An 18,781-nucleotide genomic window follows, 5' to 3' on the forward strand; every position below is an offset into this window, starting at 1 on the left:
TCCTTGGGAGATTCGCCGCCACAAACCCCACTTCGTAGAAAGGTGCAGGCGGTGTTCTGACCCGTGGCGGTTCCGCTGCCTAGTGAGCGGGGCAATGGTGGTGCCTGGAGGGAGCTGTTTGGCCAGGGAGGGCCAAACTAACAGCGGCCATGGATGGCTTGAGCGGTCCCGGAAGGCACCACCATTGCACCGCGTCCCGGATTCGGAGCACCCAACATCTGAAAAACCAGGTCTCTGGGACCCTGCCGGGGCTTCGCCCCTTTCGCGAGCCAGGCCCGCTCCCACTGCCCGCTGCTACAGCCGCCACCGCGTCAGCGGCGGCGCTGGATCGGCATGCGGCGGCGGATGCGTTGCTCGGTGGTCAGGTCCGAGAAGTCGTCGGCCTCGAACAGATCGGCGCCCACCGGCGTGTCGTCGTTGCGGTGGAACAGCTCGATCAGCATGGCGCGGCGGTCGGCGCGCAGCTCCCACATCAACACCCCCATCATCAGAAACAGCACCACCGCGAACGGCAGCGCCGCCACCAGGCTGGCGGACTGCAGCCCGCGCAGGCCGCTGGCCACGATCAGGGTGATGCAGATCGCGGAGATCAGCACGCCCCAGGTCAGGCGTTTGTAGAGCGGCGGATTGAGCGAGCCGTGGTCGGTCATCTGCGACACGATGTAGGAGGCGGAGTCCGCCGAGGTGACCAGGAACACGAACAGGATCACCATGGTGATCGCCGACAGGAAGGTGCTGTGCGGCAACACCTCGTACATCATGAACAGGCCGCTGGCCACGTTATCGGAGACCGCGCCGGCCAGATCGACGCCGCCGTTAAGCTGCAGGTCCAGGGCGGTGGTGCCGAACACGGCGATCCAGGCGCAGGCTAGCAGCGGCGGCACCAGCAGCACGCCGAGCACGTATTCGGTGATGGTGCGGCCGCGGGAAATGCGCGCCACGAAGGTGCCCACGAACGGCGACCAGGCGATCACCCAGGCCCAGTAGAACAAAGTGAAGCGGTTCATCCAGTCGGATTTTTCGAACGGTGGGATGTTCAGCGCCATGTTGATGAAGTTGCCCAGGTAGTTGCCCAGGCCGTTCACGAAGTTATCCAGGATCAACACCGTGGGGCCGGCGAACAGCATGTAGCCCATAAAGCCCAGGCACAGGCCCATATTCAGGTTACTGAGCACGCGAATGCCCTTGTCCAGGCCGCTGTAGGACGAGGCCATGTAGCAGAGGAACATGGCACCGAGGATGGCGACCTTGCTCCACAGGTTGTCAGGCCAGCCGAACACCGTTTCCAGCCCGCCGTTCATTTGCAGTACGCCCAGCCCCAGGGAAGTGGCCACGCCCATTACCGTGGCCAGCACCGCCAACACGTCCAGGGAATCGGAAATCAGTTGCCGCTTGGGCAGGTTCTTGGTGACCGGTTCCACCATGGTGGACACCAGCCCCGGGCGGTCCTTGCGGAACTGGAAGAAGGCGATGATCAGACCGACCAGAGAAAACGCCGCCCACTGACTCACACCCCAATGGAAGAAGCTGTACTGCATCGCCAGGTTGGCGGCGGCGGTGGAGCCGGGTTCGGCCAGACCGTGGGGCGGCTCGGTGAGGTGCTGGATCGGTTCCGCCATGCCATAGAACACCAGGCCGACACCGAAGCCGGCGGACAACAGCATGCTCAGCCAGGAGAACACGCCGTAGTCCGGTTTGCAGTCCTGGGGGCCGAGCCGGATTTTCCCGTAGCGGCTCATCGCCAGCCCCAGCAGGAAGATCACGAACACGAAGGTGCTGATCAGATAGAACCAGCCGAAGTAGTGCCCGAGGGTGTCGAGGGTGGCCTCGGCCACGTCTCGGAAGCGGTTGGGGGCGGTGGCGCCAATGGCCACCAGGACGGCGATCAGGCCGGCTGAGATGAAATAAACGCGGTGTCGTATAAGCATCCGCGTAGCCTAGCAGGCGCCAAAGTCACCGCCACCCCGGGCGGCCCGGCGGTTCAAAGATTATACATTTCGCTACCGGCACAAGGGTGGACGGGAAATATTCAACGGTTGTATAGTTTTTATTCATCATTTGATGAATAATAGAATAAGAGCAAGAACGGGAGAACAATAATGCGTATAACAACACTGGCCGCCCTGGCGGGCGCGCTACTCACCGCCGCCCTTTGCGCGGGCCCGGCTCAGGCCGGTTCCTGGCAGGACAACCAATCGCTGGGCGGTTTCAATAACGTCCATCTCTATACGCCGGACAGCAATTCCCCGGTGGGCACCGGCAAAGCCCTGCTGGTCGTGCTGCACGGCTGCACCCAATCCATCAACGCCTATAAAACCGCGAATCTGGAAACCGCCGCCGAGGAATTCGGCATGGTGGTGGCGGTGCCCGACGCCATGAATAAGGCCGGCTTCAGCTGCTGGTCCTATTGGCAGGGCACCAAGTCCCGCAGCGCCGGCGACTATAAGAATCTGATCGACCTGGCCAACGAACTGTCCTCGGACAGTGGTCGCGATATCGACCCCAATCAGGTGTATATCGCCGGGCTGTCCTCCGGGGCCAGCTTCGCCAACACCACTGCCTGTCTGGCGCCGGACGTGTTCGCCGGGGTCGGCGTGAGTGCCGGGCCCAGCGTCGGCACCAGTTCCAGCGGCGCCATCGGCCCCTGCGAGCAGGCCGACGTGGAGAGCCGTTGCCGCAACCTGGGCGGCGCCTACCAGAGCGCCTTCGACACCCAGGTCGCTTCCATCGCCCACGGCGACGCGGACACCACCGTGAACACCTGCTACAACCGCCAGAACGCCGAAGGCATGGCGGGGCTCTACGGGGTCAGCGAACTGTCCGGCAGCACCACGCTGAACCAGGACGGCGGCAGCGCGGAAGAGTACCTGTGGCAGGACGGCCGCGTGTCGATGCTGTGGCTGAACGGCCTGGACCATTCCTGGTCCGGTGGCCAGGGTGCCTCCGGCAGCTACATCGGCAGTGCCAGCATCAACTACGCCCGTTATCTGGGTGAGTTCTTCAGCAACAACAACGCCCGGGTGGACCGTAATCTGGCGCCCTCGCTGTCCCAGGTCAGTGCCACGCCGGACGGCGACCGCATTCAGGTGAGCGGTTACGCCGACGACGAAGACGGCACCGTGAGCCGCGTTGATATCGTTGTCGACGGTCTCGACGGCGGCGGCGACAGCCTCACCACCGGGGTCGACGGCAGCGGTTTTTTCCAGGCCTCCAGCGCCACGCTCGCCGACGGCCTTTATTCGGTGGCGGTGATCGCCGTGGATAACAACGCCGGCGAAAGCGAGCCCACCGTGAACACCGTGCGGGTCGGCCCGGAGCCGCCGCCAAGCGCGCCGGTGCTCAGCGATATCGGCGTCAGCCTGGACGGCCAGTGCGCCACGGTGAGCGGTGAAGTGGTGGACGAGAACCAGGACCTGGCCGGCGTCACCGTGACGTTCTCCACCGGGGCCACCGCCGCCGAACTGGACGGCGTGCGTTACTCGGCGCGCGCCTGCGGCCTGTCCGGCGGCGCCAACAGCGCCACCGTGGTGGCCGAGGACCAGGGCGGTCTGAGCGCCAGTGACCAGATCGATTTCGTGATCGACGCGGGCCAGGTGGCCACCCTGGACCAGCACATCAGTGCCGGCCGTCTGGACTACACCAATTACGCCAACTGCTACCTGGAATACAGCACCGCCGCGTTCAAGCTGAACGAAATCGACACCGGCGGCCAGTGCCAGTGGCAGGACGGCGACGCCAGCTGCGTGGGTCCGGTTCAGGCCTGTTCCGGCAGTGGCGGGGGTGACGATGGCGGCGACGACGGCGGTGATCCACCCACCGATCCGGACGACGGCTGCCAGGCGGAAACCACCTACAACTACTACCACAAGACCTCCGGGCGGGCGTACAGCACCGGGAACTATTACACCCCGGATTACTTCGCCCAGGGCAGTGACCAGCCGATGAGCGGCTCCACCTGGGGCTCCACCTCGTTGTACAGCACCGACGGCGGTACCGTGTGGCAGGTGGGCGCCTGCCCCTGATCGTCCATCTTGTTGAATTTCCTCCCCTTGCGTACCATCCGATGCGCGCCCGGCCCCGGGCGCGTATCGCCCAGGGGAGGAACGGATGGCGAAGAAACCGGTGGGACGGCCGCGTGGCCGTAACGGTGAAAGCGGCGATCGTGGTGCCGCCATTCTGGATGTCTCGGAGCGGTTGTTCGCCCGTCATGGCTATGACGGCGTTACCCTGCGCACCGTGGCCCGGGAGGCCGGCGTCGATCTGGCGCTGATCAATTACTACTTCGGCCCCAAGCAGCAACTGTTCGACACCGTATTCCAGCGCCGCGCGCGCATCCTCAACGACGACCGGCTGAAAGCGCTCAACGCCGCCCGCGCGGAAAGCGACCCGGTACCCCTCGAAAAAATCATCGAAGCCTATCTGCGCCCCCTGGAAATGGCCCAGGAAAGCGAGGACCAGGGCTGGCGTAACTACTGCGCGCTGTTGGCCTACGTGAACACCTCCCCGGTGTGGGGGCCGGTGCTGATGAGCCGTCACTTCGACGCGCCCATGGAAACCTTCGTGGAAGCGCTGTCCGCCGTCCTGCCGAATACCGAGCGGGCCGACCTTTACTGGTGCTACCACTTTATGTCCGGGGCGATGACGCTGACCTTCGCCAACACCGGGCGCATCAACGCCATGTCCGGCGGTCTGTGCCGGTCCGACGACTTCCAGACCGCCTACGACCGCATGATCCCCTTCGTGGTCGCCGGCTTCGAGCAGGTCTGCGGCCGCCTCGGCAACCGCTGATCTCCGGGAGCGGGCCGGTGGGAGCGGGCCCCGCCCGCGAAAGGGGCGAAGCCCCGGCAGGATCCCAGAGACCTTTAATTCTTCAGGTGTCCGGAGCTCCGTATCCGAGACGCGGTGCAATGGTGGTGCCTTCCGGGACCGCTCAAGCCCTCCATGGCCGCTGTTAGTTTGGCCCTCCCTGGCCAAACAGCTCCCTCCAGGCACCACCATTGCCCCGCTCACTGGGCAGCGGAATCGCCACGGGTCAGAAACTCCGCCCGGACCTTTCTACAAAACCCTGGCGGCGAATCTCCCAAGGAGCGCCGGGATCGGGTGGGCCCGTCCAGGACCGTGTTTGGCCAGGGATGGCCAAACGTCGAGCCTACAGGGATGTACTCGTGGCGTGTCCTGGACGGGCACACCCGATCCCGGTGCGGGCTTTCTGGAGGGCAGGTCTCTGGGATCCTGCCGGGAGCTGCGCTCCCTTTCGCGGGCAAGGCCCGCTCCCACAAGGTTCCGGCTCGGCTGTTACTCGGTATCGTCGGCCGGCGGTGCGGGGTCCTCTTCCTCCCGCGGGGCGTCAGCGGCTTCCTCTTCTTCCTTCGGCGCCGCCGGCTCTTCCGGCTTGACGCCGTTGTCCTCGAGCGTCTGGTCCGACAGCTCTGCCTTGGCTTCCACTTCCTCGGCGCTCTTCTCCTCGCCGATCCGGTAGGCGGCGAAGCCGGCGTGCACCACCTGATTCACCGCCATGCCCAGCACGCGGCCGTCGTAGGGCGCGATGATGGCGCTGCCGGTATTGCTGATCGGGTCGGTGACGGTGCCCAGGATCTCGCCCTTGCGCACCTGATCGTTGAGCTCCACCTCGGACAGCAGAATGCCGCCCTGGCCGGCGCGGATCCATTCCGATTCGAAGAACACCGGTTGCGGCGCGCCCCAGAAGCGGCTGGCTTTGCGCATGTCCAGGTTTTCCAGCAGCGTCTCCAGGGCCTGGACCCCGTAGTCCACCGCTTCGTCTTCGAGACGGTTGGGGCCGCCGGCTTCCATGGTCACCGCGACAATGCCTTCTTCCACGGCGGCGGCGCGCAGCATGCCGTCGCCCGGCGGGCTGTGCAGCACGGTCATGCCGCCGAAGTGCTTGGCGAACGCCACCACCTCGGACTTGTCCAGGTCGGCGCGCAGCTGCGGCTGGTTGATGCGCTTCTGGGAACCGGTGTGCAGGTCCACCAGGTAATCGCATTGGCGCACGATGTTGTTGAACAGGGAGAACGCCAGCCGGCTGGCGGCGCTGCCTTTTTCGTGGCCGGGGAAGTAGCGGTTCAGGTCGCGGCGGTCGCTGAGATAACGCGAGCCGTTGCGGAAGCCGTCCAGGTTGACGATCGGCACGCCCACCACGGTGCCGGCCAGCTCGGTGGGTTCCAGTTCGTACATCAGGCGCCGCACCATCTCGATGCCGTTGAGTTCGTCGCCGTGCACGGCGGCGGTGAGGCACAGGCGCGGGCCCGGCTCGTTGCCGTGGGCCACCAGCACCGGCACCGGCGTGGCGATCGAGCGGAACGACTGGTCCGGGGCCCAGTGCAGGGTTTCGAAGGTGCCCGGTTGCACCGTCTTGCCGAGCAGCTCCAGCGGTTTGACGGTGTCGGCGCCGTCCTCTTCCTCGGCTTCGGAGGATGACGCCTCGTCCTGTTCCGGGGCGTCGTCACTGTCGGCGGCGGCCGCCTCGGCGGCCACGTCGTCTTCGCGTTCGTTGGCGGTCACGGTGCCGGCCAGGGCCAGCAGGATCAGAGTAATCAGCGGAATAATACGCGACACGGAAGCTTCCTTTTAGGACCGTTTCATGACTCTCGCTGGGCCAGTTCCTCCCAGCGCGCATAGTGCTCGTTCAGGCGTTGCTCCAGTTCCTGCAGCCGACGCTGGGCGTCGGCGACCTCGTCCTGGGGGCGCTTGTAAAAGTCCGGGTCGGACAGTTCGGTCTGAACCTCGCCCAGCGTCGCCTCCAGGGTTTCAATCTGCTCGGGCAGCGCCTGCAGTTCCAGCTCTTCCTTGTAGGAGAGCTTGCGGCCGCCGCTGTCCTTGGCTTTCGGTTTCGGTTTGCTGGACGGCGCGGCGAGCTTGCCGGTTTTGACGTCGTCGCCCCGGTTCGGTTCCGGGCGCTGGCGCAGCCAGTCCTGGTAGCCGCCCACATAGGCGTTGGGGTCGCCGCCCTCGAACACCAGGGTGGAGGTCACCACATTGTCGATGAATTCCCGGTCATGGCTGACCAGCAGCAGGGTGCCCTGGTAGTTGACCAACTGCTCTTCCAGCAGCTCCAGGGTTTCCACGTCCAGGTCGTTGGTGGGCTCGTCGAGCACCAGCAGGTTGAACGGCTTGGTGAACAGCTTGGCCAGCAGCAGCCGGTTGCGTTCGCCGCCGGACAGCGAGCGCACCGGCTGGCGGGCGCGCGCCGGCTCGAACAGGAAGTCCTGCAGATAGCCCATCACGTGCTTCTTGCGGCCGTTGATCTCGACCACGTCGGAGCCTTCCGCCAGGTTGTCGAGCACGCTTTTGTTGCTGTCCAGGGTGTCGCGCATCTGATCGAAGTAGGCCACCTGGAGCTGGGTGCCGTGTTTGACGGTGCCCGCGTCCGGGGTCAGCCGGTCCAGCAGCAGACGGATCAGCGTCGACTTGCCGCAGCCGTTGGGGCCGAGGATGCCGACCCGGTCGCCGCGCAGCAGGGTGATGGAGAAATCCCGCAGCAGCGGCAGGCCGTCGATGGCGTAGCGCAGATGCTCCGCTTCGATCACCACCTTGCCGGAGTTGTCGCCTTGCTGGATTTCCAGGCCGGCGGTGCCCTGGCGGTTACGGCGCCGGGCGTAGTCCTCGCGCATGCTTTTCAGGGCGCGCACCCGGCCTTCGTTACGGGTGCGGCGCGCCTTGATGCCCTGGCGGATCCAGCGCTCTTCCTGGCTGAGCTTCTTGTCGAACTCGGCGTTGGCGCGCTCTTCGTTTTCCAGCGCCGCCTGCTTGCCGGCCAGGTACTTGTCGTAATCGCCGGGCCAGCTGGTCAGTTTGCCGCGGTCCAGCTCGATAATTCGGGTCGCCAGGGAGCGGATGAAGGCGCGGTCGTGGGAAATGAACACCAGGGTGGCGGAATAGCCCTTGAGGAAGGTTTCCAGCCAGCGGATCGCGTCCAGGTCCAGGTGGTTGGTGGGTTCGTCCAGCAGCAGGATGTCCGGCTCCTGGACCAGCGCCCGGGCCAGCAGCACGCGGCGTTTCATGCCGCCGGACAGGCCGGCGAAGTTTTGCTCGCCGTTCAGGTTGAGCTTGGAGAGCACCGTGTCCACGCGCTGGAACAGCTGCCAGGCGCCGCGCGCCTCGATCTCATTGTTGAGGGTCTCGAAGCGGGCCAGGTTCTCATCCATGCGCTCCGCCTGGTCCGGATCGCCCAGGGCGCGGCTCAGGTGGTCGTGTTCGTTGAGCAGCGTGCCCAGCTCGCCCAGGCCCTCGGCGACCATGTCGTGCACGCTGTGGTCCTGGTCCTCGGGCACTTCCTGTTCCAGGCGCGAGATCATCAGGTTCTGGGTGCTCTCGATCTGGCCGTCGTCGGCCTGCACCTCGCCGGCCAGGACCTTGAGCAGGGTGGACTTGCCGGAGCCGTTGCGGCCCACCAGACAGAGCCGCTCGCCGGCTTCGATGGTGAGGTCGACATTGTCGAGCAGGGGCTGCTCGCCGAAGTGCAGTTGAATCTGTCGCAGCGTGATCAGGGACATGAAAGCGCGTCGTGTTGAAATGAGGCGGCGAGTGTAACATTTACACTATGGCAATTATCGGATTTTGGCCCGCTGGATCGGCTCGCCGATCTCAGCGGTCCCCGCCGTCGTCGTCGCGGCCGCGTTCGCCGTCGTGATAGTGGGTTCTGGTCTCTCCATAATGCCCCCGGGTGTCTCCGTGGCGGCCGTTGTTGCCGCTGTCGAACAGGAGACCGTCGGCGGCGGACCTCAGGTGGACGTCAAGCTGGTTGAAGGCGATTTCCACGCCGTGCTCGCGGGCCAGGGTATCGATGGCGCGGTTCAACTCGTTGGTGGCGAACAGAATATCGCCGATCTCCCCGAGATAGACGCGCAACTCGTGATCCAGAGTGCTGGCGCCGAACGCCATGAACAGAATCAGCGGTTCCGGATCCTGCAGCACCCGGGGGTTGTCGGCCGCCGCTTTGGCCAGGACATCGTGACAAGCCTGCAGGTCGGACCCGTAGGCGAACCCCACTTTAAGGGTAACGCGGGTGACGGTATCGGTGAGAGACCAGTTGATAAGCCGTTCGGTGACGAACGCCTTATTGGGGATGATGATTTCCTTGCGGTCGAAATCGATGATGGTGGTGGCGCGGATGCGGATACGGCTGACGGTGCCCGACAGCTCGCCGATGGTGATCACGTCACCGATGCGCACCGGCCGCTCGAACAAAATGATGATGCCGGAGATAAAGTTGGCGAAGATCTCCTGCAAGCCGAAGCCCAGCCCCACACCCAGCGCCGCGACGAGCCACTGCATCTTGCTCCAGGACAAGCCGAGCGAGCCCAGGGTGATCATCACGCCGATCATGACGATGACATAGGACAACAGGGTGGTGATCGCGTAGCTGGAGCCCTGCTTGAGGCTCAGCCGTGACAGCAGCAGCACTTCCAGCAGGCCGGGCAGGTTGCCGACCAGCACGAAGGTGCCGATGCCGATGGCCAGCGCGGTGATCACATCGCCCAGGCTGATCGGCGAGGTGGTGGCGTTGGCGCCGCTGCCCTCGGTGCTTTCCCAGAGCACAATGGTGTTGGTGTAGGAGAACGCATTGATCACGTCCGCCCATACCCAGTAGAGCAGCACGCCGAACAGCACCACCAGGCCCAGGCGCACCAGCCGCAGCGATTGCTGGTTGACCTGCTGCAGGTCCATCTGCGGCTCCTCGACTTCCACCCCTTCCACGTTTTCCTTGGGTTCCGCCTCGCGCTCCGCCACCGCCCGTTTATAGGCCAGCCGCTGGGCGGCCACCGCCAGGCCGCGCACCGCGGTGGCGTCGATAAGGATCACCAGCAGGGCAAGATAGAAAGTGTCGATCAGGCGGCCGGACAGGCGCACCGAGGTGAAGTAGTAGCCGGCCACGATCAACGCCACCAGCACCAGCGGCGCGCCGGCGCTGATCAAGGTGGTCACCGAGCGCAGGGTGCGCGAATAATGCTGGATCGGGTAGGCCAGCGCGGTACGCGCCAGCATCACGCTGATCACCGCCAGCCCGGCCACCATGGTGACCAGGCCGATACGGTCGTTGCTCAACTGCGCCGGCCACTCCTCGCCGAAGGCGATCACCAGCGTCATCGGCACCATGGTCAGGCCAATGATCAGCAGGCGCCGGCGCAGTTGCCGGTTATTGTCCTCGGTCCAGCGGAAATGGCGCTGGGCGATGCCGTTGCGCGACAGCAGCCGGTAGCACAGCTCGAACACCAGCCAGATCAGGGCGATCTTCGCCAGCGCCGCGCCCAGCACCGTGCTCAGGGTGCCGGGCTGCACCCACAGCCCCCAGCCCAGCAGGCTCAGCACCAGCGGGCCGGGCACGCAGAGCAGCGTCGTGTAGATGATCGCCAGGGGCGTGTGGCGCTGGCTGTCCCGCTTCAGAAAGCCGATATCGCCGTTCAGCGACTTGATCCGTTTGCGCAGGCGCGGGCGCACCAGCCACAGGGCGCCGGCCAGCACCAGCGGCAGAAACAGCCATTGCCACTTGCTTTGCAGAATGTCGGTGGCGTTGGTGACCATGCGCCGCCACGGCATGGTGTTGATCTGGTCCGCCACCTGGCCGGGGAATTCGGCGAACCAGGCCAGGGACAGCGGCTGAGTGCTGGGCATCCAGAAGGTCTGTTCGGAGATGATGTCGTGCAGATTGCGGGTCAGCTTGTCCAGTTGCTCCTGGGACAGATTCAGGCGCACCAGGATATTGAGCTTGCGGCCCAGCTCCTGATCGAGCTGATTGAGCAGGTCCACCCGGTTGTCGATCAGGCGTTGCAGACCGTCGCGCAGCTGCGCTTTTTGCTGATCGTCCAGGCCGCTGTCCTCGGGCAGCTTGAGATCCCGGTTTTCCAGTTCCTGCAGGGTCTGGCGGATGTCGAACTGGGCCAGGCGCGCCTCGGTGATCTGTTTGTCCAGGCCTTCCCGGGGTGTGAACTGCGGCAGGCTTTTCTGCTGCTCGTAAAGAATGCGCGATAACAGCAGGCTGCCGTCGAGCATCTCGATCTGATCGTTCACGGTGCTGGAGAGCGAACGGGCGCGGTCCAGCTGGGTCTCCGCGTTGATCACCTCGCGGATCAGGTTGTTCACGTCGCTGGCGGTGTCCTTGAGCTGGTCACGCACCGCCTCGTTGCGCTGCCGCGCGGTGTCCAGCAGTGGATGACTCACCAGGCTTTCCGGCAGGTCGAGCTGGTCGTCGCCGATTTCCGCGCTGAGTGACTCGCCGCGGCGTTCGTTGATCATTGGCTGGAGGACGTCCAGCCGCGTCTGAATCACCTCGGTCCGTGCTTCCAGCACCCGTTTGCGCAGGCGGGCCAGCTCTTCCAGGGTGCTGGCCACGGACAGCTCCTGGTTGCGCAGTTCAATACGCGTTTCCAGCGCCGCCAGTTCCGTGCGCAGCCGGGTGGTTTCGGCCTCGGAGAGGGTATCGTTTTCCTGGTTCAGACGCCGGCGGATTTCGTCGGTGCGGGCCAGGCTGTCGCTGATCGTGTTCTGGGCACGCTCGGGCAGGGTTTGCGCGCGGGTCAGCTCGCCGCTCACCTTGGCCAGGGTTTGCTGGTTTTCTTCCAGCGCTTCCAGTTGCTGGCCGAGTTCTTCCACAAGCGCGGCAAGGGACAGGTCCTGGTAGCGGGCGCGCCAATCCAGCTCGGCGTCCTGGCGCGCCTTGGCCAGCTGTTCCTGAAGACGGTTGCGGTCCACCGGGGCCTGCCGTCTGCGGTCGGAAAGCGTGTCGATCTGTTCCCGGTTGCTGTCGATCTCGCGGCGCAACGTCAGCGTCTGCTGCAGCTCTTCGCGTTCCGGGTCCTCGTCGGCGGTATCGGCGGCGCCGTCGCCGCCGTCGCCGGATTCGCCACCGTCACCGGAGAGCTGTTTCTCCAGGTCGCCGATGCCGGGCAGTGAGAACGCACCGGTCTGCGCCTGGGCCGCCGCCATCGGCAGCAACGCGAGCAACAGAGCCAGTGGTAACGAACGGAACAGTCTGATCAATACAGCCAACACGGAAAGCGCCTTTGGTTTTTTGCAAGCTTAGCAACGGCCGGGGTCCCGGCATAGCCGCCGCCGTCATTCCGTGATCAGCAGCCCCGCCCGTCGGTGATCTCGGCGACGCTGTCCGCCACGTTGTCGTCCTCCGGCGCCAGTTGCCGGGCGCGGCACACCGCCTGCCGGGCCTGGTCCGGCTGGCCGCTGTCGCGCAGTGCGTAGGCCAGGTTGTTCCAGGCCGGCGCCAGATCCGGGGCGCGCGCCACGGTGGCCCGGTAGGCGCGCAGGGCGGCGTCGGTCCGGCCATCCTGCCAGAGCGCGTTGGCGTAGCCGAAACGCAGCCGGCCATTGTCCGGGAAACGCGCCACGGCGGCTTCCCAATAGGGCAGCGCGCCGGTCTGCATCGGCGCCAGCGCCTGCAACAGCGGTTCCGGTTGCACGCTGTCCGGCAGGTCGCCGGGCAGCAGCAGCACGAAACCCCAGTAGCGGCCCCGGGCCCAGGTGCGCAGGAAGCGGTTCCAGCGGCTTTCCGTGGCCTGGTCGGTGCCGCTGTGCAGGATAATGCGCTCACCGCCGTCGCGGTAGCCGATCACCACCGCATAGTGCCACAACGGCCATTGCGGTAGCGCCAGGTTCTGCAAGACCAGCACCGGGTGGCCGGCCTGCACCTCCTGGATCAACGCCGTGGGCGTGTTGATCGGATAGGCGAGCAGGCCGCGGGCCCGGCCCGCCGCCACCAGCTCGATGCCCAGCGCGCCCTGGCGCTCCGGCAGCCAGACTTCGTCCACCAGCGCCGTCTTGTCGCCGGGCAGCCCGTTCCATTGCAGCATCATGCCCAGGGCGGCGGGGCCGCACTGGTAGGCTTCCTGGGGAATAAAGGGCACGTCCAGCCGCTGCTGCGGGCGCGCGTCGGCCCGTTCCGGCGGCGGAACCGTCTGGCAGGCGGTGAGCAGTAGCAGAAACAGCAAGGCGGCGGCCGGGCGGCCGCCGCGCGGGCAGGCGATCATTTACCCGATCGGATCGATGACGGGGAATACGTCGGTGGCGCCGAGCAGATCCAGCAGCACCAGAATCAGGATAACGGCGAGAATCACACCCACCACGCTACCGCCGGCGGGCATCTGTTCCGCTTTCTGCGCCAGCTGGTTCAGCTCGCGGTCGCTGAGACGACCCAGACGCTTTTCCACGTCGCCGGGGGTGACGCCGTTCTTGGCCAGTACCTTGGCGGCGGCTTCATGATTCATCAGCCGCATGACTTTGCGTTCGGTGGCGGCCCGCTGCTCGCTGGAAACCATGCCATCGGTCGTGACCATGGCGGCGTGGGCCGCGGGTACGAACAAGCCTTGGGTAAACAACATAACCAGCGCCGTCAGGACGCCTGTAATTTGCTTTTTCATCGACATCGCTCCGCTTAAAAAACGTGGCTCAAGGCTAGCACGGCGCGTTCCTGTTCAGGGTTATGCAAGTTAAAGCTTTGTGATCTTTTACACTCATTTCACCAATCACCGCCGCCTTCACGCCGGCCTGTGTCAAAGCCGCCAGGGCGGCGTCGCGCAGGCCCGGATCCACCGAGAACAGCAGGCCGCCACTGGTCTGTGGATCGGTGGCCGCCGCCAGACGCGGATCGTCGTCGGCGATGTCGCGGTGCTCGCAGCGTGTCAGCACCTGGTCGTTGGCCGGCTTCAGGGTGCTCATCACGCCCCGCGCCACCAGCTCTTCGGTGCCCGGCAACAGCGACAGGCCGTCCAGGTCCAGGCGCGCGTCCAGGTTGCTTTGCTCGCACAGCTCCAACAGGTGGCCGAGCAGGCCGAAGCCGGTGATGTCGGTGCAGGCATTGGGCGCCAGCGGCGCCATGGCGTCCCGGGCCAGGCCGTTGCTGCGCAGCATGCTGTCGAGCGTGGCGTCCAGCCAGGGGCCGCGACTGAGGTCGTGCATCAGGCCGGCCAGTTGAATGCCGGTGCCCAGGGACTTGGTGAGAATCAGCACGTCGCCGGGCCGGGCGCCGCTTTTATGCCACAGGTCCGCCGGCGGCGCGGCGCCGTTGACCGTGAACCCGGCCGCCATCTGCGGCCCTTCGATGGTATGCCCGCCCACCAGGGTGCAGCGGGCCGCGTTCAATTCCTTCAGCGCCCCGGCCATCAGGCGGTGCAGATCGCGGCTTTGCAGGCGGGGATGGTGGCGCGGCATGCAAACCGTGGCCAGGGCGGAGTGGGGCGCCGCGTTCATGGCGAACAGATCGCTGAGGCTGTGCAGCGCGGCGATGCGCCCGAACAGATAGGGCTCGTCCACGAAGGCGGGAAAATAGTCCAGGCTTTGCACCAGCCGCTGGTCCGCCGGCCAGCGAATCACGGCGGCGTCGTCGGCGTGGTCCACGCCCGCCTCGATGTCCTCGCGGATCACCGGGTCGAGCGCCGCCAGGGCCTCGCTTAACGATTGCGCCCCCACCTTGGCGCCGCAGCCGGCGCAGTGCAGGGTGTCGTCCGGGGCGCCGGCCCGGGCGGCGGCGTCCATGCGCGGCAGCCGGCGGTCGAATTTGTCCATGAAGTCCCGGTCCAGCCGGTCCTTCCAGCGCCACACCCAGCCGCCGGCCAGCGCCGGGCCGCCGCCCCGGCTGCCCACGGCGTCACGGCCGCCGGCGGACAGCAGCGACAGGAAACGCCGTTGCGGGCGGTACGGCTCCAGCGGCTGGCCCTGGGCGGCGGCGGCCAGATTGCGCGTCAGGATTTTCGCCTGGCGTACCGCGTAAACGCCGGCCTTGGGCAGATCGCCGGGAAAGGCGGCGCAGTCGCCGGCGGCGAACACCCGCGCGTCGGCCGGGCTTTGCAGGGTGTCGTTGACGCGCACGAAGCCCTGGTCGTCGCAGGGCAGCCCGCTGTCCGACAGCCAGGAAGCGGCCCGCACGCCGGTGCACCAGAGCAGAAAGTCGTGTGGCAGCTCGCGGTCATCGCTGAGCAGGCGTTGTGCCTGCACCTGCCGCACCGGTGTGTGGCTGTGCAGGGTCACGCCGCGCGCCGCCAGGCGCCGGGTCATGCGGCGGCGCACGCCGGCGGGAAAGCCCGGCAGCAGCGCCCCGGCGGTGACCAGGCTGACGTCGGCGCGGTCGCCCAGGGCGTGGGCCACCGCCAGCGCCATCTCGGTGCCGCCGGCGCCGCCGCCCACCACGGTGATCGCCGCCGGCCTGTCCCGCTCCGCCAGTTCGTCCCGCAACGCCTGCCAGCGGCGGTGAAAATCCGCCACCGGTTTTACCGCCACCGCGTGCTGCTCGGCGCCGGGCACGGCGGTGAGATTGGGGGTGGCGCCCACGTCCAGGCTCACCAGGTCGTATTCCAGGTGGGTGCCGTCGTCCAGGTAAAGCCGCCGCTGCTCGGGCTTGAGCCGTACCGCGCGGGCGCGGATAAAGCGCGTGCCGGTGGCCTGGCAGAGGCGCTGCAGATCAATGTGCGTCTCTTCCAGACGGTAGTGGCCGGCGACCAGCCCCGGCAGCATGCCGGAATAGGCGCTCAGGCTGTCCGGGGAGACCAGGGTCAGACGCAGCCCGGGCACCGGTTTCATGGCCAGCATGCGCAGCGCCAACGCGTGGCTGTGGCCGCCGCCGACCATGATCAGATCCTGGGTGGCGGAAGGGGTCAGCATGCGGTTCTCCTGTCGGTCATGGCGGTGCGTCTCATTGCTCATTCATTCCACGGGCTGGCCACGGGTGGACAGGCGCAGGCGCCCGCGCAACCAGCGCGAGAAGGCGTCCACGCCCAGATTCAGGCCGACGGTGGCGAGAATCAAAACCAGGGTGCGGTCAAAGCGAAACTCGGCGACGCTGGAATCAATATAAAAACCCAGGGTATGAATGCCCAGGATACCCAGCACCGCGGTCTCGCGCATGATGATCTCCCAGCGGTAGAGCAAAAAGGCGAGAAAGTTCGGGTACAACCGGGGCAGCACCTCGAAGGCGTAGCGGTTGAGCCCCCGGGGGCTGTCGTCGCGCAGGGTCAGCCCTTCGCTGAAACGGGCGGTAAGGTGCGCGATGATCGCCCCGGTGTGCAGGCCCAGGGCGAGGATGCCCGGCAGCATGGACGGGCCCAGCATGATCAGAAAGAAAAACGCCAGGAAGAATTCCGGCGTGGTGCGCAACACCACCAGAATGAAATGGCCCAGCCCCCGGCTGACGCGATTGCCGAACAGCGGTGAGCGCAGCGGAAACAGCACCAGCGCCAGCAACGCCGTCAGCAGCAGGGCGGCCAGGCCCAGCACCAGGGTGTGCCAGACCCCGGGGCCAATCTGTTCGGACCACAGCGTGCCCAGCCACACCCACAGCTCGGCGACACCGCCGTCGTTTTTCAGCGGCGCGGGCACCAGGTCCTCGGTGACGAAGCGCACCAGCGTTTGCAGGCTGCCGGTCCATACCGGCGGCGCCCAGCTCAGCGCGGCCAGCAGGTAGACCGGCAGCAGCAGCGGGCGCAGCCAGAAGCGCAGAGTCAGAACCAGCAGAAACAGCAGATAAAGCAGCGCCGCGCCTTCGCCGTAATGGCCTTCGCGGAACGCCGTCTCCAGGTGAAAGCCCAGGGTCGGCAGGCCGATAAAGCCGAGGATCGCCGAGGCGCGCAGCGCGCACTCCAGGCGGTAACCGGTGTAGGCCTTGCAGGACGCCCAGATCAGCGGCAGGCGGGCGTAAAAAAAGCGACCCAGGCGGCGCCGGTCGTCGGGCAGGGCAACCGCCGGCGCCGGGTCCGCTTCTTCCAGGAATTCGCCGAACACCTTGGCGAAGATGCCGGCGTAGGGCAGAGCGATGGCGAGCACGCCGGTGAGCGTGGACAGGCCGGTGACCTGCATCAGCAGCAGCCCCCAGAACAGCTCGTGGACGGCGCGCACCGAGGCGGCACCGGCACGCACCGCCCGGCGGTGCCAGAACAACGCCAGCAAAAAGCCGGCGGCGGCGCCCAGGGCGACGCCCTGGAACGCGAACGCCAGGGTGTTGGCCAGCGCCCGGCCAAGCCCCTCGGTGGCCAGGAAGTCCGGGCGCAGCAGGCCCAGGCCTACGCGCATCATTTCCTCGCCCGGGTCGCCGCGGGTGACTTCCAGATCGGCGCAGGCGAACGCGATCAACCCGGCCAGCCCCAGCCAGCCGCTGGCGCGGCGCCAGCCGGCGGCGGTGGTGGTGAAGGTCGGGGCGGGGCGGTTCATGGCAGGTAGAGGCGGTCCAGGTCGTCCAGCGTCAGCGACGCGGAAGGCGCGTCCAGCACCGTCTCGCCATGGCGCAGACCGATCACCCGCTCAAAGCAGGCCAGCGCCAGGGCGCGGTCGTGCATGGCGACCACGGCGCTGTCGTGGCGGCGCAGGGTATCGCGGAGCAGCGCCAGGCCCTGGTGTTCGTCCAAGTTGGATACCGGCTCGTCGGCCAGCAGCACCGGCCGCTCCGTGAACAGGGCCCGGCCCAGGGCGGTGCGCTGGGCCTGGCCGCCGGACAGGCGGTCGACGCTGGTGAACAGCTTTTCGGCCAGCCCCAGGCTTTCCGCCACGGCGGCGACGCTGTCGCGCTGGGCCGCCGTGGGGTGCACCAGCGCGCGCAGATTGCGCCAGGTGCCGAAGCGGTGCAGGCCGCCCATGTAGATGTTGTGGAACACGCTGAGCATGGGCACCAGCGCCTGCTCCTGGGGGCACCAGGCGCACAGCGTTTCCCGCTGGCGCCGCAGCGCCGCCAGCAGGGTGGACTTGCCGCTGCCGGACGGGCCCAGCAGGGCCACGGTTTCGCCGCGCCGGACGGTCAGGTCCAGGGCGGGGAATACCGTCTCGCGGCCGTGGCCGAGCCGGGCGCCCCGGAAGTGGAACAGGGGCGCCGGCGCTTCACTGGCGTTCACCGCGGTTCAATCCAGCAGGCCGATGCTTTCGGCGGTGTCTTCGATGGCCTGGTAGTCATCGTTGTCGGCGGGCACGAAGGCGCTGCGCGGGAAGGCCTCGAGCAGCTCCGGGTCGTCGATCGCCAGCAACACCTCGGTGACCCGCTGGCTGAAGCCCTCGCCGAAGCGCTGGTCCAGGTCGCCGCGCACGGTCCAGTGGTAGTCCGGGTAGGCGGGGGTTTCCCAGATCACCTGCACCTTGTCGGTGTCGATGTCGCCGTCCGCCAGGGCCTGGTCCCAGACCTGATAGTTGAGCGCGCCGGTGGCGTAGGCGCCGCTTTCCACCAGCGACAGGGTGCGGCTGTGGTCGCCGCTGAAGCCGACCTTGTCGATCAGTTCCTGGGGCGGCGCGCCGAAGCGTTCGCGGAAGTAATACTCGGGCATCAGCCGGCCGGAGGTGCTGCCCTTGGAGCCGAAAGTGAACGACGGCTGCTCGGCGAAGGCGTCGGGCAGGCTGTCGCCGGGCTCCAGGCCGGTGCTGCTATTGGCGATGAAATAGGATTTGAAGGCGGTGTCTTCCTGGCCCTGGGCAATGGCTTGCGAGCCGGGCACCAGGCGCCGGGCCTGAACCCCGGACAGGCCGCCGAACCAGGCCATCTGCACTTCGTCGTTGCGGAAGGCGGTGACCGCCGCCGGGTAGGACTTCACCGGCACGTATTTCACCGGCACGCCGAGCGCCTCTTCCAGGTGCTCGGCCACTTTGCCGAAGCGCTGTTCCAGGCGTGACTCGTCCTGGTCGGGGATCGCGGTGAAGGTGAAAGTTTGCGCCGGTTCGCGGGAATCACAGGCGGCCAGCAGCAGCACGGCGCAGGCCGTGGCCAGAAGGGGTTTGATCATTGTCGGCTCCGTTCAATAGGGAGTATTACCGGACGTTATTAGGGCCTGTGTGAACAGGCCCTTCA

General features: G+C 66.6%; 12 protein-coding genes. 2 read left to right on the forward strand and 10 right to left on the reverse strand.

The window, feature by feature from the left end:
- Positions 1-311 precede the first annotated feature (311 nt).
- Entirely contained in the window at positions 312-1,928 is a 1,617-nt protein-coding gene (locus ISO4_RS07865) for a BCCT family transporter (protein ID WP_194855805.1), read from the reverse strand.
- A gap of 171 nt (positions 1,929-2,099) precedes the next feature.
- Here ISO4_RS07865 and ISO4_RS07870 point away from each other — a divergent pair, with 171 nt between their 5' ends.
- Complete coding sequence (locus tag ISO4_RS07870; RefSeq protein ID WP_194855806.1) at positions 2,100-4,022, forward strand: extracellular catalytic domain type 1 short-chain-length polyhydroxyalkanoate depolymerase; 1,923 nt, start codon at positions 2,100-2,102, stop codon at positions 4,020-4,022.
- Positions 4,023-4,107: 85 nt separating this feature from the next.
- The gene (locus ISO4_RS07875) at positions 4,108-4,788 is read left to right on the forward strand and encodes a TetR/AcrR family transcriptional regulator (protein ID WP_228548005.1); all 681 of its coding nucleotides are present in this window, start codon (positions 4,108-4,110) and stop codon (positions 4,786-4,788) included.
- A 507-nt stretch (positions 4,789-5,295) separates the two neighbouring features.
- On the opposite strand, the gene ISO4_RS07880 is transcribed toward ISO4_RS07875, so the two are convergent.
- From ISO4_RS07880 to ISO4_RS07920, 9 genes are all read right to left on the reverse strand, one after another.
- Positions 5,296-6,576, reverse strand: coding sequence for a succinylglutamate desuccinylase/aspartoacylase family protein (locus ISO4_RS07880; protein ID WP_323745354.1), 1,281 nt, complete (start codon positions 6,574-6,576; stop codon positions 5,296-5,298).
- A gap of 23 nt (positions 6,577-6,599) precedes the next feature.
- Complete coding sequence (locus ISO4_RS07885) at positions 6,600-8,513, reverse strand: ATP-binding cassette domain-containing protein (RefSeq protein ID WP_194855807.1); 1,914 nt, start codon at positions 8,511-8,513, stop codon at positions 6,600-6,602.
- 91 nt (positions 8,514-8,604) lie between these two features.
- Entirely contained in the window at positions 8,605-12,009 is a 3,405-nt protein-coding gene (gene mscK / locus ISO4_RS07890) for a mechanosensitive channel MscK (RefSeq protein ID WP_323745355.1), read from the reverse strand.
- 74 nt (positions 12,010-12,083) lie between these two features.
- Positions 12,084-12,998: a PA2778 family cysteine peptidase gene (locus ISO4_RS07895; protein WP_194855808.1), complete on the reverse strand. Its 915-nt coding sequence runs from the start codon at positions 12,996-12,998 to the stop codon at positions 12,084-12,086.
- Positions 12,999-13,349, reverse strand: a complete 351-nt coding sequence (locus ISO4_RS07900) for a PA2779 family protein (RefSeq protein WP_255442578.1) — start codon at positions 13,347-13,349, stop codon at positions 12,999-13,001.
- Between the two features lie 73 nt (positions 13,350-13,422).
- Positions 13,423-15,624, reverse strand: a complete 2,202-nt coding sequence (gene selD, locus ISO4_RS07905) for a selenide, water dikinase SelD (protein ID WP_194855809.1) — start codon at positions 15,622-15,624, stop codon at positions 13,423-13,425.
- A gap of 42 nt (positions 15,625-15,666) precedes the next feature.
- A complete protein-coding gene (locus ISO4_RS07910; protein WP_194855810.1) occupies positions 15,667-17,166 on the reverse strand; it encodes a PhnE/PtxC family ABC transporter permease in 1,500 nt (499 codons plus the stop codon).
- Positions 17,163-17,840: an ATP-binding cassette domain-containing protein gene (locus tag ISO4_RS07915; RefSeq protein ID WP_323745356.1), complete on the reverse strand. Its 678-nt coding sequence runs from the start codon at positions 17,838-17,840 to the stop codon at positions 17,163-17,165. The genes ISO4_RS07910 and ISO4_RS07915 overlap by 4 nt, the downstream gene beginning before the upstream one ends.
- Before the next feature lie 6 nt (positions 17,841-17,846).
- On the reverse strand, positions 17,847-18,716 hold the full coding sequence (locus tag ISO4_RS07920) for a putative selenate ABC transporter substrate-binding protein (protein WP_194855811.1): 870 nt from the start codon (positions 18,714-18,716) through the stop codon (positions 17,847-17,849).
- Positions 18,717-18,781: the final 65 nt, after the last annotated feature.

It is taken from the genome of Alloalcanivorax venustensis ISO4 (assembly GCF_015356855.1).
Classification (GTDB): domain Bacteria; phylum Pseudomonadota; class Gammaproteobacteria; order Pseudomonadales; family Alcanivoracaceae; genus Alloalcanivorax; species Alloalcanivorax venustensis.